We start from the raw sequence: 21,382 nt of genomic DNA on the forward strand, positions 1-21,382 counted from the left end.
CCGCGGAAAGCTACGCAAACCGGACTGCCGTGCAGTGTCGGTCGCATTGCGACTACGTAAAAGCGTCAGACCTCGACGCCGTGCCGTCGTGCGTTCGCGTTCACCACGTCGACCAGCCACTGCGCCAACCCCGGTGCGATGTCGTCGTAGTGCTTCCGGAAGCGCTCGTCCGAGACGTAGAGCGACGAGACGGTGACGTGCATTGCGTGGTCACAGGCGTAGTAGCGCTCGATGGAGGCCCGGTGCTCCTCGGCCAGCGCGTTCGCCTCGTCCGATCCCGGCGTCACCCCGGCGTTCATGGCCGCGGCCAACGACGCTTCGAGCGCGTCGGTCTCGGCCTTGATGCGCTTCCAGTCGTCCTTCGTGAGAGTCGACGTGTACGCCTGACTCTGCTTCCACGCCTCGGTGTCGCCCCAGCGCTCCTCGGCCTCGGCCTGGTACTCCTCGCCGGGCCAGTTGTCGCCCCAGATCTCGCGCTGGTCTTCCAGGCTCAGTTCGTTGCCCATCTGCTTCTCCTCCAACAGTCGGTCCAGGGCGGTCGCCATGGACTGCAAGTGTTCGATCTGTCCGTCGATCAGGCGTCTCTGCCTGCTCAGATGCGCGACGGCATCGACGGAGGGATCGTCGAGAAGAACCTGTATCTCCTCGAGCGGAAAGCCGAGCGCCCGGTACGAAAGCACCGAATAGAGCCGCTCGACGTCGGCGGCGCTGTACGTGCGATAGCCGGCGGCGGTGCGACTGGACGGCACGACGAGACCGATCTCGTCGTAGTGATGCAGTGTGCGAACACTGATGCCGACCAGCCTCGCGACGGCCCCGACGGTTGCTTTGCTTTCCACGAGAATCAGCCTGCAGCCTGTCGTTGCGTGAGGGTCAAGTCACATCTATCCTACTGACGAGTAAGTTATCTGTGACTTCGTTCGACACCTACCGCCCCCGGGAGTTCCGATGCCAGCGCCGTCCACCGCCACCTTCTCCCGTCTCGCCGGGCTGGTATCCATCGACGACGTCGCGGCGCGGAGCACCAAGCCCGTCACCGAGGTCTTCACCGGGCGCGAGATGGCCTCGATTCCGGTGGGCACCGCGGACGACGCGCTGGCTGCGGTGGCCCGAGCGCGCGCCGCGCAGAAGAAGTGGGCCGCACGGCCCGTGTCCGAACGCGCAGCGATCTTCCACCGGTACCGCGACCTGGTTCTGAAGAATCGCAACTCGCTCCTCGACCTGGCGCAGGCAGAGACCGGTAAGTCGAGGGCGGCGGCGCTGGAGGAAGTGCTCGACATCGCCATGACGGCGCGGCATTACGCGCGCACCGCCGAGAAGCTGCTCAAGACCAAGCGGGTGCAGGGCATGCTTCCGGTGCTGACCAAGACCCGGGTGAACTACCAGCCCAAGGGCGTCGTGGGCGTGATCTCCCCGTGGAACTACCCGATGACCCTGGCCGTGTCCGACGCCATCGCCGCGCTGCTGGCCGGCAACGCCGTCGTGCTCAAGCCCGACACACAGACCCCGTACTGCGCGCTCGCCTGCGTCGAATTGCTCTACCAGGCAGGTCTTCCCAAGGACCTCTTCCCCGTCGTCCCCGGTCCCGGCACGGTCGTCGGAACGACGCTCGTCGACAACACCGACTACGTGATGTTCACCGGATCGACCGCGACGGGGCAGTTGCTCGCCGAGCAGACCGGCCGTCGCCTCATCGGGTTCTCCGCCGAGCTCGGCGGCAAGAACGCGATGATCGTGACGAAGGGCGCGAAGCTCGCCGAGGTCGCCGATGCCGCTGTGCGAGCGTGCTTCTCGAACTCCGGCCAGCTGTGCATCTCCATCGAGCGCATTTACGTCGAGAAGGCCGTCGCGGAGCAGTTCACCGCCGTGTTCGGCGAGCGTGTGCGCAAGATGACGCTCGGCGCGAACTACGAATTCGGGACCGAGATGGGCAGTCTCATCTCCGAAGATCAGCTCAAGACCATCTCCCGACACGTCGACGACGCAAAGGTCAAGGGCGCCATCGTCGTTGCCGGTGGCAAGGCCCGCCCCGACATCGGGCCGCTGTTCTACGAGCCGACGGTACTGACCAACGTCACCGACGAGATGGAATGTGCCGCAACCGAAACCTTCGGGCCGCTGGTGTCGATCTACCCGGTCGACAGCGTCGACGAGGCCGTCGAGAGGGCCAACGACACCGCATACGGACTCAACGCCAGCGTGTGGGCGCGCACGAAGGCCGAAGGTGAAGCCATCGCGGCTAGGTTGCACGCCGGCACGGTCAACGTCGACGAGGGCTACGCACCCACCTGGGGTTCCACCGCGGCGCCGATGGGCGGCATGGGCGTCTCGGGTGTCGGCCGACGCCACGGTGCCGAGGGTTTGCTGAAATACACTGAGTCGCAGACGGTCTCGACCACACGACTGATCAACCTCGGTGCGCGCCGGGTTCCGCCGAAGCTGTGGGCGCAGGTCATGCCGCGCTTCGTCCGGGCGATGAAGTACGTGCCGGGCCGGTAGTCACCGATACACGACGAACTGGTTGCGCCACGAGATCGACAACTGCCCGGCAGTGGTGCCGACCCTCACCTCGCGGGGGTCGGCACCTCCCGTGAGCGGAAGCGACCAGACGACGACACCGTCGCGCGCACGAATGGCGTGCGTTCCGGTGTAATCCGAGAAGACGTAGTACTGCCCGTCGGTAGCTCCGTCGCGTACCCAGTATGCGTCCTGCCAAAGCGTCTGCCACTCTCGCTCGCCGGTTGTCGCATTCAGTCCCGTGATGGTCTGCGTCTCCGGGGACGTCACGATGATCGTCTGTCCGACAACAGCTTTCACAGCGCTGGTGGGACCTCCGCTCTCGCGAACGATCATGTCCGGATTTCGCCACAGTTCGGCGCCGGTCACCGCGTCGTACGCTCCGTCGCCGAGGAACAAAGGCAGAGAATCGTCCGCCCTGGCACCGACATAGGTCAGGGCTGACGACGACGGAACCGGGATCGAGGTCGCGAATGTGCCATCGCGTGTCAGCAACTCTTCGGTACCCACCAGTCCTGCGCGCACACCGTTCTGTGCGCGGACCAAGTTGGGCGACATCGGAATCAGAGATTCGGCAGCGTACGTGAACAGTGTGTCCGCCGTATCGGTGTCGACGACCCGAGTGACGGCGGGGCCGGCAGGAGTATTGGACGTGCCGACCGTGGTCATTCCAGTCCTCGGTGATGCGTAGCCGTACGAGTATTCTCCGAGCGGGTCGAATTCACGGTAGTACTCGGCGTCGATGTCGCTCACGGTTCCCACGGTCAGAACAGGAATGCGCTCCTGCTCCGGAGTGCCTGCAGGAGTGACGGTTCCGGACACGTGCACGGTGTCGTCCGCAACCTGCACGCTTCCGATGTCGAAGTCGGTGGACGTGGAGCCCGCGACGTTTCCGGACTCCGGGTCGACGAAGAGCACATTGCGAATCGACCAGCACGCGAGATACGAGTCGCCGGTCGACATCGAGCACTGGTCGACGCGACCTATGGGCGTACGCCACAGCGACGACCCGTCGACCCGATCGACTCCGACCAACGTCACGTCGGTCACCGGTGCGCCTTGTTCCACGAGTGTCGGATCGATCTTTCCCAGGGCAGCAACAATGTACGACGCCGTCGCCATGGGCGAGCCGTAGCCGTAATAGGTGTTCAGGGTGGATTGTGCCGGGAGGACGACTTCGTCCTCCGCGTTCGTCAGCCGATCCTTCGACAGGGTCCACGCCTGCTCCGGCGCGGTGGCGAAGTCCAGCGGCGGTAGCGCCACAGGCTCGGGATCCCGAGCGATGTGGACTCCGATCACGGCGAGAGCTGCGACCAGCGCGATCCCGAGAATCGGCAAACGCCAGTGCGTCCGTATCCATCTCTGGCTCATCGTCGAACAGTACAAAACGCTACGGCGTAGTCGCGAGCGCTGCCGCCAGCCCGAATCCGACTGCCATCACCGACGTCTCTATCACGGCGTGCCGGAAGGATTCGGAGTCCGGCACGCCGTGATCGCCGATCCGGGACACCCAGATTCGGCGCAATCGCCATCCGCCCGCGACCAGGAGAACGGTCACGACGGTCTTGGCGATCACGATGTGTCCGTAGCCCGTTCCGAGAAGTGCGTCGACGGTGCGTATGCGCACGAGCGCGTTCGCGACCCCGGAGACGAGCAGTACCAGCACGCACCAGAAGGCGATTCGCGAGTAGCGCGGGAGCATCTGCGCCCAGTCGCGCCTGGTTCGCAGAGTGAGCGCCATGGCGAGCAGCATGCCGAGCCACAGCGATGCGGCCAGAACGTGGAAGACGTCGAGCAGCGACCCGAACGGCTGCTGCGACATGTGCCCCGAAATGGGGCGGGCGATCGATGCGAAGGACGCGAGTACGACGATCAGAACCGTCGACCACTGCGCATCCGATCGTGCGGCGGCAGCAGCGACCGCGGTGATCACGATCAGGCAGACCATGGTGGCGACGCCGATCTGACCGACCGAGATCGTCTGGAGAAAATTCACGAAGACCGGGACCGGCACCGACCAGATCGCACGCCCCGACGCGTCTGCCGCGGCCAGGACGAGCAGAAATGCCTCTGCCACAACCCATCCGGCGGACAGCGCCGCAATCGGCCTCCATCGAGGTGGGGAGAACAGTCCCAGCACGGCGAAACCCAGCACGCACGAACCGAGGAGAAGGGACAGAACCCGTACGACGCTGCCGCCGTCGGATCCGGTCGGCTGGGACAGCGCCCAGCCGGCCGCGACACCGACGAGGCCGGTGGGGACGACGGCCGCGGCCGCGTACCGCCGTCCCACCTGCTCAGGCCTTCTTGCGGAGGGCGAAGAACAAACCGCCCGCGAAGACCACTACAGCCGCGATCAGGAACGGCCACAACGGAACTCCGCCCGACGACGAGTCCGACGCGGCGTTGGCGTCGGCGGCCGGGCCGGGGGTGCCCGAGCCGGCCGTCGTCAGCGTGAACGTCCTGGTTCCGCTGACGGGGTGACCGTCGGCGGACGTGACGCGGTAGGCGATCGTGTAGGTCCCGGTCGGACCGAGGTCACCGACGTCGACCGAGACGGTCGCGCCGGACACCGTGGGATCGCTACGCGACCACAGGTTTCCGTCGGGACCGACAACCGTCAACGAGGCGAACTGTGACTGGACGGCCTCGTTGAACGTCACACTGACCTGCGCGGGTCCCGCGTCGACGCTCGAGCCGTTTTCCGGTGAGCTCGAGACCGCAACGGAGTGCGCCGACGCGACGCCGCCCGAGAGGACGAGCGCCGCGAGCACCCCCACGATCAGCGCGGCGATCCGAGTCACGAGCGTCGGCTCCGGACGGTCGCGCCGATACCCAGTGCTGCGCCGAGTGCCCCCAGGACGAGGCCGGCTCCGCCGAGCCACCGTGCGGTGGTGTCGGAGTCCGACGAGCTCGGAGCGGCGGACGCGGAATCGCCGGACGGCGCGGCAGTGTTGTCGGATCCGGCTGCCAGTTCCAGCGTGGGAGAGGGATGTTCGGGTTCCTCCCCGGTCGACGTCGGGGCCTGGTTCCAGTCGACCACCGACCCGTCGCTGTAGGTCTGCGTGGCCGGGAACTCGACTTCGTCCTGCGCTGGAAGCGGGCCGGCGGAGACGACGAAACGCTGGAACTCGCCCGGCGGGACGCCCGCGCCGGGGTTGGCGGTCCAGGTGACGGAGGTGACGAGATCACCACTGTCCTTCTGGGTCGTGGCGGTCCACCCGGGGATGGGTTCCGTGCGAGCGGAGGCGAGGCCGGGCAGCTCGACGGTGACGGCGGTGGTGCTGGCCGTGTCCGATTCGGTCGGGACACGGAATTCGAGGACGGTGTATCCGCCCTGGGCAGCGCCCGGCGCGCTGACGGACACGTGGGCGGAGGCGATGCCGGCGCCCGCCAGGACGGCGGCAGCGGTGAGTGCGGTCGTGCTCAGGGCACGAGTAAGAGAGGTGTTCACGATGTTCTTTCGTCGAAAGGGGTGGATGTACGGGTGCGTCAGAACGACGCGACCGGCGGTCCACGTCTCGCGATGTCGAACCGGAGGTCGGTTCGATGCGGCGCTGCGGCGACATCCGACGTCGGGAGCAGCGTCACCGCCACCCAGGGCCGGGAGAGCGGTGTCAGCAACGGTGCGCGCAGCACCGAGGTGATCGGTCCGTACAGGCGTTCGGCGGCGACGACGAGAAGCGCGCACGCGGTGACGGCTGCGGCGTGTGCTCCCCACATCGGCGCGGTCATCGCCGCGTGGGTCATGGCCGCATCGGACGGGCCTAGGTGAAGAGACAGAGCCCAGTGCGCGACGCCTTGACCCGCGGCGAGCCACCCGACGAGCACGGGGAACGACGGTGCCGACGGGGAGGCGGTCGCGGCGGCGACTCCGACGCACACGCAGAGCGCGAGAAGAAACACCCACGACGTCGACGACGGAACTCCGCCGCCGGCCACACCGTGCGCTGCGACGGCGAGAGCGGCGGTCAGGGCGCCCACACAGCCCCCGCGCAGCTCACGTGTCACGGCAGCTCTCATGTCTTACGGGCTCTTACGTCTTACCGGGCTTGCGCAGGGGTCAGCGGACGCCGAGGCGCGCGAGGATGTCGGCTTCGATGCCGTCGAGCTCGTTGCCGATGGCGGCGTGCGCGATCTTGCGGCGGGCGGGCGGCATCTGCTCGGCGGCGCGGACGGCTGTGTTCAGCTCGGTGAGCCGACCCGAGATCGCGGAGACGAACTTGCCGACCTCGTCGCCGGCGTGCGTCGACTCGATCTGCTTGATCGACTTCTCCGCACCGGCGATCCGGGCGCTCAACTTCGCGCCGTGACCGGTGAACTCGGCGAGCTCGCCGACTCCGACGCCGATCCGGCTGGCACGACGCTCGTCGAGCTGGGCGCGGACGACGGTCGACAGCTTGTAGGCAATGGGCATCAGGATGGGCGCGACCACGCGGGCGATGGCGATGTACTTGCGCACCTTGCCGACGGTCAGCTTGCCCTCGTTGGCGGCCTTCTGCTGGGCCTCGTAGGTCTTCAGCGCGGCCCGGTCCAGCTTCTGCTGATTCGCCAGGGCCTTCTTGTCGTTCTTGACGAGTTCCTTGAGCTGCTTGCGCTCGTTCTTGGCGTTGAGCTTCGCTTCGATCTTCGCCTTGTGCAGCAGCGCCTTTGCTTCGGCCTTGCGCCTGGAGCGTGAGGTACGTTTCGGGAACAAGGCCATCGCGAACGATCCCCCTCTGTAGTCGGTCGGAAGCAGTCTTCGCTCGAGAAGCGACAGGTACTCGTTGACGAGCCTATCGGGCTGTCTCGGCGATCGTGTCACCCCCTGGTTCTACGCTGCGAGGATGACCTCGGATGCCTATCACCGACCGGCCGTGCCGCGGGTGACGATCGACGCAGGGCCGTTGACCCGATGCCGTCATCGGCTGTATCTCGACACCGCGTACGGCTCGTTGCTGCGCGGGGTCAAGGAAGACGCCGGAGTCGTTCAGCGCCGGGAAGCGGCCGCTGCGCACCGCGAGGTGATCAGGGACGAGATGGCTACCCTCGGCGCCGTCGTCGTACCCGTCGACCTTCCCCGCTCGGCCCGCATCGAGGCCACCGTCGACGCGTGTCGCAGCGGCGCCCCGATCGTGTGGGGCGCGGTGTTCGCCGAGGACGACGAGGACGGCCGCCGCGGCCGCTGCGACATGCTGATGGCTGACCCGCAGGGTGGCTACGCCCCGGTTCTGGTCGTCAACCACAAGGTCACCGATCCCGGTTCCGGTGCGGTCACGTCGCCGCTCGGGGTGTGGGATCCGCACGTCGACGAGGCCCGGAAGGTGCGGTCGCAGTTGCGTGATCAGCTGGCGCTGGTCCACGCGCATCGGTTGCTCGGCGCCGCGGGGTTGGCGGGCGCATCCGACCTCGGGGGCGTGATCGGGTTCGGAGCCGACTGCATGCTGGTCCACGACCTGGCCGCGGTCGCGGGCGAGTACGACGAGCGCTTCGCCGATCGGCTGGCCGTGGCACAGGGCCGGGCGCTGACGGCAGCGTCGCGCGTCGGCGAATGCCGTTCGTGTCGCTGGTGGTCGGACTGCAAGACGCAGCTCGAGGAGGCGCACGACGTGAGCCTCGTCGCTCCTGGCGGACGCGCGGACGCACTGCGGGCGGCCGGAATCCGCACGATCGACGAGCTAGCGCGGTGGACCGGCGGGGTCCCCGAGAACTGGCCGCACGGTGATTTCGCCGAGGCCATCGTGCTGGCTCGTGCGTGGCTGACGAAGGTTCCACTGGTCCGGCGCAGAGACGAGATCACGGTGCAGCGCGCCGACGTCGAGGTCGACGTCGACATGGAGAGCTACCAGGAACACGGCGCGTACATGTGGGGCACCCTGCTCGATCGGCGCGACGGCACCGAACCCGAGTACCGCGCGTTCCTGACCTGGGAGCCGGTGCCGACGCTCGACGAGGCGCGGTCCTTCGCCGAGTTCTGGGGGTGGTTGATGGACCGGCGCGCCGACGCCCACGCCGCGGGGCAGACGTTTGCCGCGTACTGCTACTCGCGGTCGGCCGAGGACAAGTGGCTGCTGGACTCCGCGCGACGTTTCGACGGCATGCCGGGCGTCCCCACCGAGGCGGAGATTCGCGAGTTCATCGACGGGCCCGACTGGGTGGACATGTACGTCGCGGTGTCGGAGAACTTCGTGTGCCCGTCGGGCAAGGGCCTGAAGAAGGTGGCGCCGGTGGCCGGATTCACGTGGCGCGACGACGAGGCCGGCGGCGAGGCGTCCATGGGGTGGTACCGCGACGCCGTCGGCTACGACGGTGAATCGGACCTGTCCCAACGCACCCGGTTGCTCGAGTACAACGAGGACGACGTGCAGGCCACGCGGGCCCTGCGGGGGTGGATGGCCGATCGTGCGACCGCGGAGATCCCGACCGCGGACGACCTGCGGGTGCCGGTGGCGTGAGACAAGAATTGGTCGTCAACGGTTCGACAATGGCAGCTGAAAAGCGAGAGACCCGCCAAAGCTACCGGTCGGGGGTCGGCAGCGTCAGCGGGTCTCTCGGGTAGCAATTCGGTCCACCGTGCAGGGTGGATGGGTCCGATTGCAGAAGTTTTCTAGCGAGGCGCCATTCGCAGGGCACCGTCCATACGAATGGTCTCGCCATTCAGGTAGTCATGCTCGACGATCATCTGCGCGAGCTGCGCGTATTCGCTCGGCTTCGCCAGGCGAGACGGGAACGGCACGCCCGCTTCGAGTCCCTTGCGGTACTCGCCGTCGACGCCGGCGAGCATCGGGGTGTCGACGATTCCGGGTGCGATGGTGTTGACCCGAATGCCGAACTGAGCGAGGTCACGCGCCGCCGGGACGGTCATGCCGTGCACGCCGCCCTTGGACGCGGAGTAGGCGATCTGGCCGATCTGGCCTTCGAACGCCGCGACCGATGCGGTGTTGATGACGACACCGCGCTGTCCGGACTCGTCGACCGTCGGCAGTGTTTGCATGTGGTCCGCGGCGAGGCGCATCACGTTGAAGGTGCCGAGCAGGTTGATGGTGATCACCGTGCGGAACAGCTCGAGATCGTGCGGCCCCTTCTTCGACAGGATGCGTCCGGCCCAGCCGACGCCGGCGCAGTTGACGACGATGCGCAACGGCACTCCCGATTCGGCGATCTGCGCGATCGCAGCGCGCACACCCTCGTCGCTCGTGACGTCGGCTTCGATCAGGGTGACGCCGTCCGGGACGGATCCGGCTGCCTTCTCGATCGACGCGGCGAGGTCCAGACCGAAGACGGTCGCGCCCTGTCCGGCCAGTCGCTCGGCCGTGGCGGCTCCGAGACCGGATGCGCCTCCCGTGACCAGTGCCGCTGTTCCCGCAATCTCCACTGAACTTCCCTTCGTCGTCGACTGAATCACGGCCAGCCTACGACGGTCACCCCCGGCCACTCCCGCGCCCACCGCGCAGCTTTCGCCTCGTACACCTCACGGGTGACGAGGGCCGGGTTGGGCCGCACGACGCGGTCGTAGAGGTCGTCGTATCCGAATGGTGCGTGGACCGCGACGGTGCCGTCGGCGTCCCTGCGCACGCCGAAGGAGCAGACCGGGGAGGCGAAGTGATCGATGGCGTCCTCGCACGAGGTGAACTGCCGTCCGGGTGTACCGAATTTCTCCTCGTACCAAAGATGAACGCGCGCTTCGTTTCTCACCTCGATGTCGGCATCGATGTCGGCGAACAGGTCGCGGGCGCGGGTGATCACCGCGTCCTCCGCTTCGTAGGAGAGGTCGGTGTCGAAGTAGAACAGGTCGTAGTCCTTGATGCCGGCGGTGGGATCACGGCCGTCGAGGTGGTTCCACGCCGTCTGGAACACCGCACCGCCGGCGAGGTACCAGGCCGGGTGGCCCAGTTCGTGGCCACGCGCCAGGATCGCGTCGTTGATCGGGTTGGTCAGGACCGCCGCGACGAACGGCGGGAAGGCCGGAGGCCGGTCGGATGTCACGGGAAGGCCGGTCGGACGTCACTCAGAGCGCGTCGGCACGGGCGCGCTCGACACTCAGGCGCCGCCACGTCAGCGCCGCGCCGACGACGAAGGTGACCACCGCGGCGACGACGCCGACGGACGTCTCGGGGTAGAGGCCCTCGAGCACCAGCCACACGCCGAAGACGAAGAACAGCGTGGCCGCGCCGTACTGGATGAGGCGTTCCGGGAGGTGCTTGCCGAGCACGGCGCCGACGACGATGGCGAGGGCGTCGGCCGCGACCATGCCCACGGTCGATCCGATCCAGACGCCGACCCAGTTGTTGTCGGACGCGAGGGTCACGGTGGCGAGCATCGTCTTGTCGCCGAGTTCGGCGAGGAAGAAGGCCGAGGCCACGGCGAAGAAGGCGGACTTGGTGACCTTGTCGGCCTTGGTGGTCTCGTCGTCGCTGAGGGAGTCTCCGCGCAGGGTCCACAGGCCGAAGATCAGGAAGGCGATGCCGCCGACGATCCCGATGAGGTTCGTGGGCAGGGACAGCCCGAGGAAGTGGCCGACGGCGACCGAGACGAGGTGCACGACCGTCGTGGCGGCGGTGATGGCGGAGATGACGACCCACCAGCGGTACTTGAGCGCGAACGTCATGGCCATGAGCTGGGATTTGTCACCGAGCTCGGCGACGAAGATGACACCGAAACTGAGCAGTAGAGCAGCGAACATCGAGAACCTCCAGAGGACACTTCGGTCAGGGACCGAAGGTCTCGCCCACCCCCTGTGCGCGAATTCCGCCCCTGGAGGGCCGGTTTTCACGCACAGGCGGGTTCACCGCACCGGGCACGAGGCCAGTATGTCGACGCGGCGATTGGGGGCTACTCCCCTTCGCTGAAGACGACAATAAGGACCGATTTTCGAAAGTGCAACTCCTGCAATAAGTTTGGGGACCCGAACTTGCGACTGAGGGTACCCTTCAGGATGCGAGCAGCATGGCCAGAACTGCGGTGTCGGGATCACTGATCGGATCGAGACCCACCCGGCTCACCATCGACGTCACCGTGCCGTCGGCCTCGGCCTCCACCCACGCCGCGCGGTGCTCGAGACCTAGGTGCGGCAGTCCCGGCAGAAGCACACACCCCGATGCCGCACCCACGCACTCGGGGAGCGACGGCATGGTCTCCGACGGGGGATGGAGCATGAGCAGAGCGGACGGCTGCCGATCCGCGAAACGCCCCGGGCCGACGGCAGATTCGCCGATCACGGGCCCCTCCGCCATGACCAGGCCGATGGTGCCGGGCTGCGGATCGTCGGGCAGTTCCTCACGAACTCCGAAGACGGTCGACGTTCCGAGAAGACCCGGTGTCGACACGACACGCACCGTGAAGGCGAGGAGCTGCGCCCACTCCTTGGTGGTGTCCGGCCAGCGGCCCGAGATGACGAACCCGCGCAGGGATCCCGCCGAGTGAAATGGAGCAACCCCGATGTGACCGCGAGCGTTCATGTCGTTCTCCTACCGATTCCAGCGGACAGCAACACACTCCGTTGGGTCAAAAGAACTTTCCATGAACACCGCCTGGCACACAAGGCCACACGAGTGCCAACCCGCACCACGAAAACAGCCGCACCCGAAGTACTCGGATGCGGCTGTCGGCGCGATGAGATCAGGGAAAGATGAGCCCCGAGGTCTGCGAGGTCGCGGCGGCGAAGCGCTGCTGAACGTCGGCCCAGTTGACGACGTTCCAGAACGCCTTCACGTAGTCGGCCTTGACGTTCTTGTACTGCAGGTAGAAGGCGTGCTCCCACATGTCGACCTGCAGCAGCGGGATGATCCCGAGCGGCACGTTGGCCTGCTGGTCGTACAGCTGGAACGTGAGCAGCTTCTTACCGAGCGTGTCGTAGCCCAGAACGGCCCAGCCGGATCCCTGGAGACCGTTGGCGGCCGCGGTGAACTGCGCGCGGAACTTGTCGAACGATCCGAACTGATCGTCGATCGCGGCTGCGAGCTCACCCTCGGGCTTGTCGCCACCGTTGGGGGAGAGGTTCTTCCACCAGATGGAGTGGTTGACGTGGCCACCGAGGTGGAACGCAAGGTTCTTCTCGTAGAGGAAGATCGCGCCGTGATCTTCCTTGTCACGCGCTTCGGCGAGCTTCTCGATCGCGGTGTTCACGCCGGCGACGTAGGTGGCGTGGTGCTTCGAGTGATGGAGCTCGTTGATCTGTCCCGAAATGTGCGGCTCGAGTGCCGCATAGTCGTAATCGAGGTCGGGCAGTGTGTACTCGGACACGTGGTTCCCTTCTCTTGCTCGTTAACCTTGAACAGCTGCGGAAGTACCCAGCCAATCCCATTCGTACACCTCGCGCAACAACACCACCGCCGGGGTCCGCGGGAAGGTGAACGGGACCATACAATCAGCTGAATGTCTGCCGACGCCGTTCCCCGGATCCAGTTCACGGGGGTGAACCTGCTCCGAGCGGGTGCGGTGCTGGCCGTCGTCTACTCGCACGTGTCGTACTACCTGGTCGACGACCTGCAGACCAGCTGGTGGCTCATCGACGGTGTCGCCGTCGGCCTGGTGAAGTACGGCGGGCTGAATCAGCACCTGTCGTTCGTCGGCGTCGCGTTCTTCATGATCCTCACGGGGCTGGTGTCCACGGCGTCCGCGATGCGGCACTCGCCCCGGCAGTACCTGATCGCGCGAGGGGCCCGGCTGATCCCCGCGTTCTGGTTCGCGGTCGCGCTGGCGATTCTGCTGGTGGGTCTCGGGGTCAACGGCATGTTCTCCCGGCAGGACGGCATCGGCTTCGCGGACGCCGTCGGCAGCTTCTTCCTGGTCGGGTTCTTCCAGCGTCCCGAGGTGGTCGTGCTCGGTGTCACCTGGACGCTCAGCGTGCAGATCCTCTTCTACCTCTACTGCGTGGCGACGCGGCGGTTGCTGCTCAGCCGCCCGATCGTGTCGCCGCTCATCGGAGCGGCCGTGTGCTTCGCGGTGCTCGTCTACACGGCGAACGTCCCGGTCGAGTACACGCTGCCGATGCTCGACAAGATCGCCGCCACCCTGCCGACCGTCTTCCTCGGCCAGATCTTCTACCTGGCGTGGGCGCGGCTGGTGTCGTGGCGGTGGGCCGTCGCCGCCGGGCTCGCTCAGTTCGAGGTCATTCGTTTCGCTACGGACATCGACGCGTTCCACGTCGGCCAGCACGCCCACCTGTGGACGGTGCTGCTGATCGCCGGGACCGTGCTCCTGCTCGCGCGATACGACGGCCGGTTCGCCCGCTCGCGCATCGTCGACTGGATGGCGACGCGCAGCTACACCATCTACCTCCTGCACACGCTCGTCCTGTACCGGATCTACGCGCTGCTCGCTCCCCACGTCGGGTCGACGGTGGCGGTGGCCGTGTTCCTGCTGATCACCGGCCTCGTCGCGGACGCCGTGTACCGCTGGGTCGAGGTGCCGGCCGCGCGGTGGATCACCGCGCGGTGGTCCGGCCGCCGCCCCGCCGTCACAGCTGCGGCATGACCTCGCTCGCCACCAGTTCGAGCTGGTCGATGTCCGTCAGGTCCATCGTCTGCAGGTAGATGCGCGACGATCCGAGCTCGGCGAACCTGCCGATCGTGTCGACGATCTCGGCCGGAGACCCGGCGGCACCGTTGGCGCGCAACTCGTCGACCTCACGCCCCAGAACACCGGCGCGACGGACGACGTCGGCCTCGGTCGCGCCGCAGCACAGGACGAGTGCGTTGGAGAAGATCATCGAGGCCGGATCGCGGTCGGCGGTCGAGCAGGCGGCGCGGACACGGTCGAACTGCGCCGACGCGGTGTCGGCCGAGGCGAACGGAAGGTTGAACTCGTCGGCGTATCGCGCTGTGAGTTCGGGGGTGCGCTTCTTGCCCATCCCGCCGATCACGATGGGCGGGAACGACTGCGCGGGCTTCGGGAGCGCGGGCGAATCGGTGATCGGGAAATGCGTGCCGTCGAACGAGAATGTTTCTCCCACAGGCGTTTTCCACAGTCCGGTCACGACGGCCAGCGACTCTTCGAAGCGGTCGAACCGTTCACCGACGGACGGGAAGGGAATCCCGTAGGCGGCGTGTTCCTCGGCGAACCAGCCGGCGCCGAGGCCGAGCTCGACACGTCCGCCGCTCATGGCGTCGACCTGGGCGACCGAGATGGCGAGCGGGCCGGGGTAGCGGAACGTCGCGGACGTGACCAGGGTCCCGAGCCGGATGGTCGAGGTGTCCCGCGCAAGCGCGGCCAAGGTGATCCAGGCGTCGGTGGGGCCGGGCATGCCGTCGCCGCTCATCGCGAGGTAGTGGTCGGATCGGAAGAACGCTCCGTAGCCCAGCTCCTCCGCCGCCGTGGCGACGCGCAGCAGATCGTCGTAGGTCGCGCCCTGCTGTGGTTCGGTGAAGATTCGCAATTCCATGAGAAAAACTGTAGCCGTGCCCCATACCGGACCGCGGGGTCTGGGGATGGAAACCTGCGCGTTACCGGTTTCTGTGGATCGACCTGTGGAAACTGGGGATAACCGCAGGCAGTGTCGACGCACGGCCGGTGGCAGGGTGCACGAGGGTCGTGACAGGATCGTGGGGTGACCTCAGGAGGCGTACCGACGGTGCACGTCGCAGACGTACCCGACCCGTCGCCCACGGTGACTCTGCTCGATGTCCGCGAGCACGACGAGTGGGAGCACGGACATGCGCCGGGCGCCGTCCACATTCCGCTGGCCGAGATCCCCGCGCGCATGAGCGAAATCGCCCCCGACACCGATCTCTACGTGGTCTGCAAGGTCGGTGGACGGTCCGCGCAGGCAGTGCGGTTTCTGCTGCACTCGGGCATCGAGGCGATCAACGTCGACGGCGGCATGGCGGCGTGGCAGGCGGCCGGGCGGCCGCTGACCACGGACGACGGCCGTCCCGCGTCGGTGTACTGACCGCGCCCGTGAGTTACTTCCAGGTCTGCGCGCGCTGCGGTACCCGTTGGGCTGTCGGCGCGGTGCCGGCCACCTGGTGCCGCCGCTGCAACGGGGTGCTTCTCGCGCCGACCGACGGTCGCCGGCCCGCGTCCGGAATGTCCGCACGCGGCGGTCGTGCGCCCGTCCACGGGTTCAGGTGGGTCGCTCGCAGTCCCGTTCCGTCGCGCCCACGGCGTCGTGTCGCCTCTCCGAAGCCCACCCCGTCCTACCGCGAGACACCGCAGTGGGGCCTGCGCGACACGCCCCGCACCGAGGCGCCGACGACGCCGACATGGCTCGAGAACATGGCGCAGCGTGCGCCGCGCTATCTCGTCGCCGCGATCGTGCTGCTCGTGGCGGCGGCACTCGCCGAGTTCTTCCGCTTCGGTGTTCTCCTGCAGAACCGCACCCGCCTGATCTCCCCGCTCGAGCTCGCCGTGTCCGACGCCGCCGAGGTGTGCCTGTCGGTGGCATCGGTGATCGTGGGTGCGATCGCGATCGTGGCGTCCGTCTGCTGGCTTCGGGTGGCTCGCCGCGACATGTTCGCGGCCGACGGTGAACTCGATCCGCGTCGCGGGTGGGTCATCGTCGTCGGCTCGCTCGTCCCGGTCCTCAACCTGGTCATGCCCGGCGTCTTCCTCACCGAACTGACGCGTCATCGCGTCGTTCGATGGTGGTGGGCCGCCTGGGTCCTCAACTGGTTCGTGGTGGTGGGTGTGGTGCTGTGGCGCCTGCGCGACGGACTGGCAGCGCAGGCGTACGGCGTCCTCTTCACCGGGATCGCGGATCTGATCGCCGCGGGGACGGCCGCGCTCACGCTTCTCGTCATTCGGCGCGTGCAGGACCGCAGCTTCCGCGGTCACGTGCGGGAGATCACGCGGTGGACGGTGGCAGTGTCGTGACACACCCCGGCATGACTCCCCTCGTCGTCGCGCACCGCGGCGCGTCCGCCGCTCGGCCCGAACACACGCTCGCCGCCTACGAGCAGGCGCTGCGCGAAGGTGCCGACGGTCTCGAGTGCGACGTCCGTCTGACCAGGGACGGCAAGGTGGTGTGCGTGCACGACCGCACCATCGACCGCACGTCCAACGGCACCGGAACGGTCAGCGCGATGACGTACGAATCGCTCAACGGATTCGACTACGGCACCGCGGACGATCCGGCGAACGTTCTGCTGCTCTCCGAGCTCATCGAGTTGGTGCTGGACTGGAAGACCAAGCCCGCCAAGATCTTCATCGAGACCAAGCACCCCGTGCGCTACGGCGGTCTGATCGAGAACACGGTGCTGGCCGAGCTGCACCGCTACGGCATCGCCCGTCCCGGATCGGCGACGCTGTCGCGCGCGGTGATCATGTCGTTCGCCCCGTCGGCGGTGTGGCGTATCCGCCGCGCGGCGCCGCTGCTTCCCACCGTTCTCCTCGGCAACGCGTCTCGTTACGTCGGCGGCGGCGCGGCGACGACCGTCGGCGCGACGGCGATCGGTCCGTCGATTCGCACGCTGCGTGAGCACCCCGACCTGGTCGACCGCGCAGCGGCGGCCGGCCGCGCCACCTACTGCTGGACGGTCGACGATCGAGACGATCTGGAGTTCTGCCGCGACATCGGCGTCCGCTGGGTGGCGACGAACCACCCCGGCCGAACCTCGGCGTGGTTGGACGGCGCCGCGCTGTAAGTTCAGTGCTCGTGGGTAAGAGCAAGAGAAACAGCGGACCGAAGCAGAACAGCGCGCGCAAGGCACTCGAAGAGCAGCGGCAGGCCGAGCGCGAGGCGCTCGCCACCGCACCCGTGCGGCCCTTCGAAGGGTTGGCGTTCGAGTGCGACCTGATAGCGCTCCGTGAGTTCGTGGCGTCCGCGACGGCGCCGCTCCCCGTCACCGACACCGATCGGCCGTTCACCCTCGCCTCGGTTCTGCCCGGCGCGGTGGCCGCACTCGTCCGCGACGACGAAGCTTTCGTCGCCCTGCAAGTCCAGGTGCAATCCAACGATCTCTCGCTCGACATCGGCGCGTCCATCGATTGGGCGAAGACCGCGGAGCCCGGGCAGTCGCTGAAGGCGGGAACCGCGAGCAGCCCGCGCCTGATCGACGTGGTCGACGGATCGGCCCCGCTCGACATCACCGTGCACAAGGACTTCGGATGGTGGATCCCGGAAGGCACCACCCCCGACGACGACGTGGCTGCCACCATCGAGCAGGCCAACTCGGCAATCCTTCCGTCGGCCCGTATCACCGCCGACGGAGTCAGCGCGGCGTACTGGGTGGACGCGGGCGACAAGGCGCACCTGCGGTGGGTTCGCCCCGAGGACGAGGACGCGTTGATGCACGCGCTCGCCCGACTGCAGGCGGCAGGGCACCTCGACCTCGGTGAGGGATCGCGATTCGCCGGGTCGTTCCGCACGCACGGTCTGCTGGTCCCGGTGTTCGACCTGGACCCGGAACTCCACCCCGACGAATGGGCGACGGGTACGCAGGAGCTGGGTCGCCGACTCGACGAGGCTCTCGCGGACACGTCGCCGATGACGACCGAGGAACGTCGCGCGCGCGACGGGCTGCGGAGTCGTCAGGTCACGCTGCGTTAGCCAGCGCTTCGTTTCAGGCGAGTCCGCCGGCGGCGCGAGGGGCGCCGACGGACTTCTCCGCGCCCTTGTTCATCTCGCGTGCCACGAAGTCCTCGATGTGGAAGAGGTTGTCACCGGCGCGGTCGACGATGGTGAGCAACGTGGTCATCGCCGCCATCTCCTCGATCTGCTCCGCGAGGAACCACTGCATGAACTGCTCACCGAGGTAGTCGCCGGTGTCGCGGGCGGTGCGAGCCAGGGTGGTGATCTGCTCGGTCACCTTCTGCTCCTGCTCCAACGCCAACTCCACCGGCTCGCGCACCTTCGAGAATTCGAAGACGACGTCGTCGACGCCGGGAACGCGCACCTCGAGGTCCTTGTCGAGCAGGTACTGGATCATCATCATCGCGTGGCCGCGTTCCTCGTTGGCCTGCGCGTAGAACCGCGCGGCGAGCTGAGGCAGATCGGCACCGTCGAAGAAGACGGCGATGGCGATGTACTGCTGCGATGCGGTGAACTCGTGGCGCACCTGCTCACGCAGCAAGACGTGGAAATCGCTGTTCTGCACGGTGCTGGTCATGGTGAGCAGGTTACCCGTCAGCCCGACGTTCTCAGCTCCGGAGGAATTTGCTGGTCGTCGGCCAGTAGCTGGAAGAACTGGGACGCGCGATCGCGATCGGAGAGCAACACGTTGCCCGATCCGTCGACGTCCTCGAAACCGCTGACCGGGATCGTGGTGGTGACCATGTCCCCGCGCAGCGCCCAGGCGAGCGCGGCGAGGTTCCAGATGTGGTCGCCGTCGTCGACCGTCAACGACTTCACCGTGTCGCTCGCGAGCGGCCACAGCCGGAACGGGTTGATCAGCGTCCACGGGCTCGTCGCCCTCGACAGCAGCGCCGACAAGAACAGTCGCTGGTTGTTCATGCGGTCGAGGTCGGCGAGCGCGGTGGCGCGGCTGCGGACGAAGCCGAGAGCCTGCGGTCCGGACAGCGTCTGGCACCCGGCGGCGACGTTCAGGCCGGCGAGGGGATCGTCGATGGCGTAGGGAACGCAGACGTCGACGCCGCCGATGGCGTCGACCATCCCGGCGAAGCCGCCGAACCCGATCTCGGCGTAGTGGTCGATCCGCAGACCGGTCGCGTTCTCCACGGTCTGGACGGTGAGCGGTGCGCCCCCGATCGCGAACGAAGCGTTGAGCTTGTCGGTGCCGTTGCCCGGAATGGGGACGTACCAGTCGCGGGGCAAGCTGACCATGGTGGTCGGGCCGGACTTCGGGATGTGGACCAGCAGCAGGGTGTCGGTGCGCCCGTTGCCCACCTCACCACCGGTCGCGAGCTGCGATTCCTGGTCGGCGGTCAGTCCGGCGCGGCTGTCGGATCCGACGATCAGCCAGTTGGTTCCCGGTGTGTCGCCGATGCGACCTTCGTAGTTGGTCAGAGCGTCGACGCGGTTCAGCGACGAGTCCGCCCACACGCCCGCGCCGACGACGAGCAGAAGCAGAACGAGCAGTGTGAGGCCGATCCGCCGACCCCAGTGGCGTCGTTTCCGGGGTTTGGCGATCGGTGTGTCTCGGCGAGGGGGTTCTCTGTAGGGCTGTGGTTCGCGGTACTGAGGCGGTTGGCGATAGGGGTCCGGGCGGCGCGGAGGCGCGGCGTCGGACCACGCGCGGGGGATCTCGTTCGGGCGCTGGCTGGGCCGCGGGGGTTGGTTCGACCGCGGGGGTTGGTTCGACCGCGGGGGTTGGTTCGACCGCGGGGGTTGGTTCGACCACTGCGGCGGCCCACCGCGCCGACGCGCGATGGGTGGTTCCTCACGGTCGTTCATCCGAGCAACTGTAATCGCGCCTAACCGGGGAGCCAGGAAACATGCCCGCGGAGCAGGCTGAAACCGACGAACGCCACCACGTCGATCAGCGCGTGAGCGATCACGAGGGGCCACAGCCGGTCGGTCTTCTGGAAGTACCGGCCGAAGATCAGGCCCATGATCAGGTTGCCCACCCCGCCGCCGAGCCCTTGGTAGAGGTGGTAGCTACCGCGCAGCAGTGCGGACGCGCCGAGCGCACGGTTGCGCGACCAGCCGAGTTCCTTCAGGCGCGTGATCAGGTACGCGACCACGACGACTTCTTCCGCGAAGGAATTGGCGATCGCCGACAGAGTGAGCGTGACCGGTCGCCACCAGTAGTCGCTGACGGTGCTCGGCAGAACCGTCGTGTTGAATCCGAGCGCACGGGCCACGAGATAGAACGCGAGACCGGGGATGCCGATGCCGGCCGCCAGGGCGATGCCGTGCAGGATGTCCTTCCGTCTCGCCTTCGCCAGACCGATGGCTTTGGGTCCGATTCCGCTGCGCCACAACAGGTACAGGCCCAGCGCTCCCCACGCGAGCAGTCTCGCGATCCCGAGAAGCTGCCGCAGCAGGTCGATGATCCCGAGGTTGGACTGGGTGACGTTGATGGCGACGGTCTGGTCGCTCAGCGAGCCTGGCTGCATCGCCGCCTCGATCAGCGACAACACGCTCGACGCGACGCTGAGCGCGAAGGTGACGATCAGGACGACCGCGATTTCGATGCGTATGGCGCGGCGGGTCACGATTTCCAGTATGCCCACCCTCCCCCACAGCGGGGTCAGTCTCGGGCGCGCAAGCCGTTCAGGAACGGGCAGCCCATCAGGACTCGGATGGCCTGGCTCAGCCCCGCAACATCGTGGACGGGCGCGGCGAAGGGAATGCGGACGTCGTTGTCACCGTGGGGACCCTCGATCCGCAGGCGGACGCCGTAGCGGTCGATACCGAGCGGGCGGGCGACTCCTTGACGCATCGACGGCGGAAGACGTCGGGCGATCTTGGCGACCAACTCGGAGTGGTCGCTGTCGAGATGCTGCAGCCAGCCGGTCTCGACCTCCCAGAACGGGTCGGGTTCGGCCCGAAGGAGGTCCTCGACCGCAACCGCCTCGGCCCCGGACCCGTCCGCCACGACGACCGAGTTGATCATCAGCCGGAGCAGGGCGCTGCCGTGTCCGACGTCCAGCAGCCCGGGATGCGGGTAGTCGGCGGCGACCGCGGACGCGACGGACCGCGCGACCGAGTCGGGTACCTGGCACAGGTCCCCGCTGATCCAGACGAGCGATCGTACGCGTTCACGCAGCTCGACGGGCGCGTGGTCGGTGAGTTCGAGGACGGCCGGCCCGTCATCGGTCGACCCCGACGGCACCACCAGCACCATCTCACCGGGGGCGCGGAGGTGGTGGACCGACGTGAGGACGGGTGCGCTGCCCTCGGCGGCGAGTACGGCATGCTCGGCCCGCAGGCACGCGCTGCGTACGCGTTCGGCGGTGGACGGGCCGAGGGTGGCGACGCTGGTCATACGACCTCCAAGAACTGTTAATTAGGTATGCCTAACGTAAGTTACGTGGGGTCTCGCAC

24 protein-coding genes are annotated in these 21,382 nt (G+C 67.4%); 7 read left to right on the forward strand and 17 right to left on the reverse strand.

All coding sequences use genetic code 11. The features are described 5' to 3' along the window. Positions 1 to 65 precede the first annotated feature (65 nt). The gene (locus AC59JP_RS11305) at positions 66 to 839 is read right to left on the reverse strand and encodes a MerR family transcriptional regulator (RefSeq protein WP_497325876.1); all 774 of its coding nucleotides are present in this window, start codon (positions 837 to 839) and stop codon (positions 66 to 68) included. Between the two features lie 109 nt (positions 840 to 948). Here AC59JP_RS11305 and AC59JP_RS11310 point away from each other — a divergent pair, with 109 nt between their 5' ends. Then, positions 949 to 2,499 carry a succinic semialdehyde dehydrogenase gene (locus tag AC59JP_RS11310; protein WP_497325877.1) on the forward strand — a complete coding sequence of 517 codons (1,551 nt, stop codon included), beginning with the start codon at positions 949 to 951 and terminating at the stop codon, positions 2,497 to 2,499. Here AC59JP_RS11310 and AC59JP_RS11315 read toward each other — a convergent pair whose 3' ends face one another. The 6 genes from AC59JP_RS11315 to AC59JP_RS11340 are packed head-to-tail and all read right to left on the reverse strand — an operon-like array spanning position 2,500 to position 7,219. Next, positions 2,500 to 3,888: an outer membrane protein assembly factor BamB family protein gene (locus AC59JP_RS11315; protein WP_497325878.1), complete on the reverse strand. Its 1,389-nt coding sequence runs from the start codon at positions 3,886 to 3,888 to the stop codon at positions 2,500 to 2,502. It abuts the gene before it with no gap. Between the two features lie 19 nt (positions 3,889 to 3,907). Next, entirely contained in the window at positions 3,908 to 4,810 is a 903-nt protein-coding gene (locus AC59JP_RS11320; protein WP_497325879.1) for a CopD family protein, read from the reverse strand. Positions 4,811 to 4,814: 4 nt separating this feature from the next. Then, a complete protein-coding gene (locus tag AC59JP_RS11325; protein ID WP_497325880.1) occupies positions 4,815 to 5,321 on the reverse strand; it encodes a copper resistance CopC family protein in 507 nt (168 codons plus the stop codon). Further along, entirely contained in the window at positions 5,318 to 5,971 is a 654-nt protein-coding gene (locus AC59JP_RS11330; protein WP_497325881.1) for a YcnI family protein, read from the reverse strand. The genes AC59JP_RS11325 and AC59JP_RS11330 overlap by 4 nt, the downstream gene beginning before the upstream one ends. Before the next feature lie 38 nt (positions 5,972 to 6,009). Further along, complete coding sequence (locus AC59JP_RS11335; protein ID WP_497325882.1) at positions 6,010 to 6,540, reverse strand: hypothetical protein; 531 nt, start codon at positions 6,538 to 6,540, stop codon at positions 6,010 to 6,012. Positions 6,541 to 6,580: 40 nt separating this feature from the next. Then, positions 6,581 to 7,219: a DUF6474 family protein gene (locus tag AC59JP_RS11340; protein WP_497325883.1), complete on the reverse strand. Its 639-nt coding sequence runs from the start codon at positions 7,217 to 7,219 to the stop codon at positions 6,581 to 6,583. A gap of 124 nt (positions 7,220 to 7,343) precedes the next feature. Here AC59JP_RS11340 and AC59JP_RS11345 point away from each other — a divergent pair, with 124 nt between their 5' ends. After that, positions 7,344 to 8,951: a TM0106 family RecB-like putative nuclease gene (locus AC59JP_RS11345; protein WP_497325884.1), complete on the forward strand. Its 1,608-nt coding sequence runs from the start codon at positions 7,344 to 7,346 to the stop codon at positions 8,949 to 8,951. Between the two features lie 152 nt (positions 8,952 to 9,103). On the opposite strand, the gene AC59JP_RS11350 is transcribed toward AC59JP_RS11345, so the two are convergent. The 5 genes from AC59JP_RS11350 to AC59JP_RS11370 form a co-directional block, all read right to left on the reverse strand. Then, positions 9,104 to 9,871 (reverse strand): SDR family NAD(P)-dependent oxidoreductase, encoded by a 768-nt coding sequence (locus AC59JP_RS11350; protein ID WP_497325885.1) that lies wholly within the window; start codon positions 9,869 to 9,871, stop codon positions 9,104 to 9,106. A gap of 26 nt (positions 9,872 to 9,897) precedes the next feature. Then, positions 9,898 to 10,482 (reverse strand): nucleotidyltransferase family protein, encoded by a 585-nt coding sequence (locus AC59JP_RS11355; RefSeq protein ID WP_497325886.1) that lies wholly within the window; start codon positions 10,480 to 10,482, stop codon positions 9,898 to 9,900. Between the two features lie 22 nt (positions 10,483 to 10,504). Then, complete coding sequence (locus tag AC59JP_RS11360) at positions 10,505 to 11,179, reverse strand: TMEM165/GDT1 family protein (RefSeq protein WP_497325887.1); 675 nt, start codon at positions 11,177 to 11,179, stop codon at positions 10,505 to 10,507. Between the two features lie 247 nt (positions 11,180 to 11,426). Beyond that, positions 11,427 to 11,954, reverse strand: a complete 528-nt coding sequence (locus AC59JP_RS11365; protein WP_497325888.1) for a peptidase — start codon at positions 11,952 to 11,954, stop codon at positions 11,427 to 11,429. A gap of 160 nt (positions 11,955 to 12,114) precedes the next feature. After that, a complete protein-coding gene (locus AC59JP_RS11370) occupies positions 12,115 to 12,738 on the reverse strand; it encodes a superoxide dismutase (protein WP_497325889.1) in 624 nt (207 codons plus the stop codon). 132 nt (positions 12,739 to 12,870) lie between these two features. On the opposite strand from AC59JP_RS11370, the gene AC59JP_RS11375 reads away from it, so the two are divergent. Further along, positions 12,871 to 13,971, forward strand: a complete 1,101-nt coding sequence (locus AC59JP_RS11375; protein WP_497325890.1) for an acyltransferase family protein — start codon at positions 12,871 to 12,873, stop codon at positions 13,969 to 13,971. Here AC59JP_RS11375 and AC59JP_RS11380 read toward each other — a convergent pair. Then, entirely contained in the window at positions 13,955 to 14,878 is a 924-nt protein-coding gene (locus tag AC59JP_RS11380; protein WP_497325891.1) for an LLM class F420-dependent oxidoreductase, read from the reverse strand. The two genes, AC59JP_RS11375 and AC59JP_RS11380, sit on opposite strands and share 17 nt — an antisense overlap. A gap of 165 nt (positions 14,879 to 15,043) precedes the next feature. Between AC59JP_RS11380 and AC59JP_RS11385 the strand changes: the two genes are divergently transcribed. The 4 genes from AC59JP_RS11385 to AC59JP_RS11400 are packed head-to-tail and all read left to right on the forward strand — an operon-like array spanning position 15,044 to position 17,983. Beyond that, on the forward strand, positions 15,044 to 15,385 hold the full coding sequence (locus AC59JP_RS11385) for a rhodanese-like domain-containing protein (protein WP_497325892.1): 342 nt from the start codon (positions 15,044 to 15,046) through the stop codon (positions 15,383 to 15,385). 8 nt (positions 15,386 to 15,393) lie between these two features. Further along, positions 15,394 to 16,308 (forward strand): DUF4328 domain-containing protein, encoded by a 915-nt coding sequence (locus AC59JP_RS11390; RefSeq protein WP_497325893.1) that lies wholly within the window; start codon positions 15,394 to 15,396, stop codon positions 16,306 to 16,308. Between the two features lie 11 nt (positions 16,309 to 16,319). Next, positions 16,320 to 17,078, forward strand: a complete 759-nt coding sequence (locus tag AC59JP_RS11395) for a glycerophosphodiester phosphodiesterase (RefSeq protein WP_497325894.1) — start codon at positions 16,320 to 16,322, stop codon at positions 17,076 to 17,078. An 11-nt stretch (positions 17,079 to 17,089) separates the two neighbouring features. Further along, positions 17,090 to 17,983, forward strand: coding sequence for a DUF5926 family protein (locus AC59JP_RS11400; protein ID WP_497325895.1), 894 nt, complete (start codon positions 17,090 to 17,092; stop codon positions 17,981 to 17,983). 13 nt (positions 17,984 to 17,996) lie between these two features. Here AC59JP_RS11400 and AC59JP_RS11405 read toward each other — a convergent pair whose 3' ends face one another. From AC59JP_RS11405 to AC59JP_RS11420, 4 genes are read right to left on the reverse strand one after another with little or no spacing between them, the layout of a single operon-like run. Beyond that, positions 17,997 to 18,542 carry a ferritin gene (locus AC59JP_RS11405; RefSeq protein WP_497325896.1) on the reverse strand — a complete coding sequence of 182 codons (546 nt, stop codon included), beginning with the start codon at positions 18,540 to 18,542 and terminating at the stop codon, positions 17,997 to 17,999. Between the two features lie 17 nt (positions 18,543 to 18,559). After that, on the reverse strand, positions 18,560 to 19,786 hold the full coding sequence (locus AC59JP_RS11410) for an LCP family protein (RefSeq protein WP_497325897.1): 1,227 nt from the start codon (positions 19,784 to 19,786) through the stop codon (positions 18,560 to 18,562). Between the two features lie 20 nt (positions 19,787 to 19,806). Further along, the gene (locus tag AC59JP_RS11415) at positions 19,807 to 20,589 is read right to left on the reverse strand and encodes a CPBP family intramembrane glutamic endopeptidase (protein WP_497326473.1); all 783 of its coding nucleotides are present in this window, start codon (positions 20,587 to 20,589) and stop codon (positions 19,807 to 19,809) included. Next, entirely contained in the window at positions 20,586 to 21,323 is a 738-nt protein-coding gene (locus tag AC59JP_RS11420) for a DUF2470 domain-containing protein (protein ID WP_497325898.1), read from the reverse strand. The genes AC59JP_RS11415 and AC59JP_RS11420 overlap by 4 nt, the downstream gene beginning before the upstream one ends. Between the last annotated feature and the right edge of the window lie 59 nt (positions 21,324 to 21,382).

The sequence above is a fragment of the Rhodococcus sp. 320_ES genome (assembly GCF_059691855.1).

Bases quoted from the DNA above. Each gene is read 5' to 3' on its own strand.
- AC59JP_RS11310 (WP_497325877.1), top strand. From the start codon at position 949: ATGCCAGCGCCGTCCACCGCCACCTTCTCCCGTCTCGCCGGGCTGGTA.
- AC59JP_RS11315 (WP_497325878.1), bottom strand. From the start codon at position 3,888: ATGAGCCAGAGATGGATACGGACGCACTGGCGTTTGCCGATTCTCGGG.
- AC59JP_RS11335 (WP_497325882.1), bottom strand. From the start codon at position 6,540: ATGAGAGCTGCCGTGACACGTGAGCTGCGCGGGGGCTGTGTGGGCGCC.
- AC59JP_RS11340 (WP_497325883.1), bottom strand. From the start codon at position 7,219: ATGGCCTTGTTCCCGAAACGTACCTCACGCTCCAGGCGCAAGGCCGAA.
- AC59JP_RS11345 (WP_497325884.1), top strand. From the start codon at position 7,344: ATGACCTCGGATGCCTATCACCGACCGGCCGTGCCGCGGGTGACGATC.
- AC59JP_RS11360 (WP_497325887.1), bottom strand. From the start codon at position 11,179: ATGTTCGCTGCTCTACTGCTCAGTTTCGGTGTCATCTTCGTCGCCGAG.
- AC59JP_RS11365 (WP_497325888.1), bottom strand. From the start codon at position 11,954: ATGAACGCTCGCGGTCACATCGGGGTTGCTCCATTTCACTCGGCGGGA.
- AC59JP_RS11375 (WP_497325890.1), top strand. From the start codon at position 12,871: ATGTCTGCCGACGCCGTTCCCCGGATCCAGTTCACGGGGGTGAACCTG.
- AC59JP_RS11380 (WP_497325891.1), bottom strand. From the start codon at position 14,878: ATGGAATTGCGAATCTTCACCGAACCACAGCAGGGCGCGACCTACGAC.
- AC59JP_RS11395 (WP_497325894.1), top strand. From the start codon at position 16,320: ATGACTCCCCTCGTCGTCGCGCACCGCGGCGCGTCCGCCGCTCGGCCC.
- AC59JP_RS11405 (WP_497325896.1), bottom strand. From the start codon at position 18,542: ATGACCAGCACCGTGCAGAACAGCGATTTCCACGTCTTGCTGCGTGAG.
- AC59JP_RS11410 (WP_497325897.1), bottom strand. From the start codon at position 19,786: ATGAACGACCGTGAGGAACCACCCATCGCGCGTCGGCGCGGTGGGCCG.
- AC59JP_RS11420 (WP_497325898.1), bottom strand. From the start codon at position 21,323: ATGACCAGCGTCGCCACCCTCGGCCCGTCCACCGCCGAACGCGTACGC.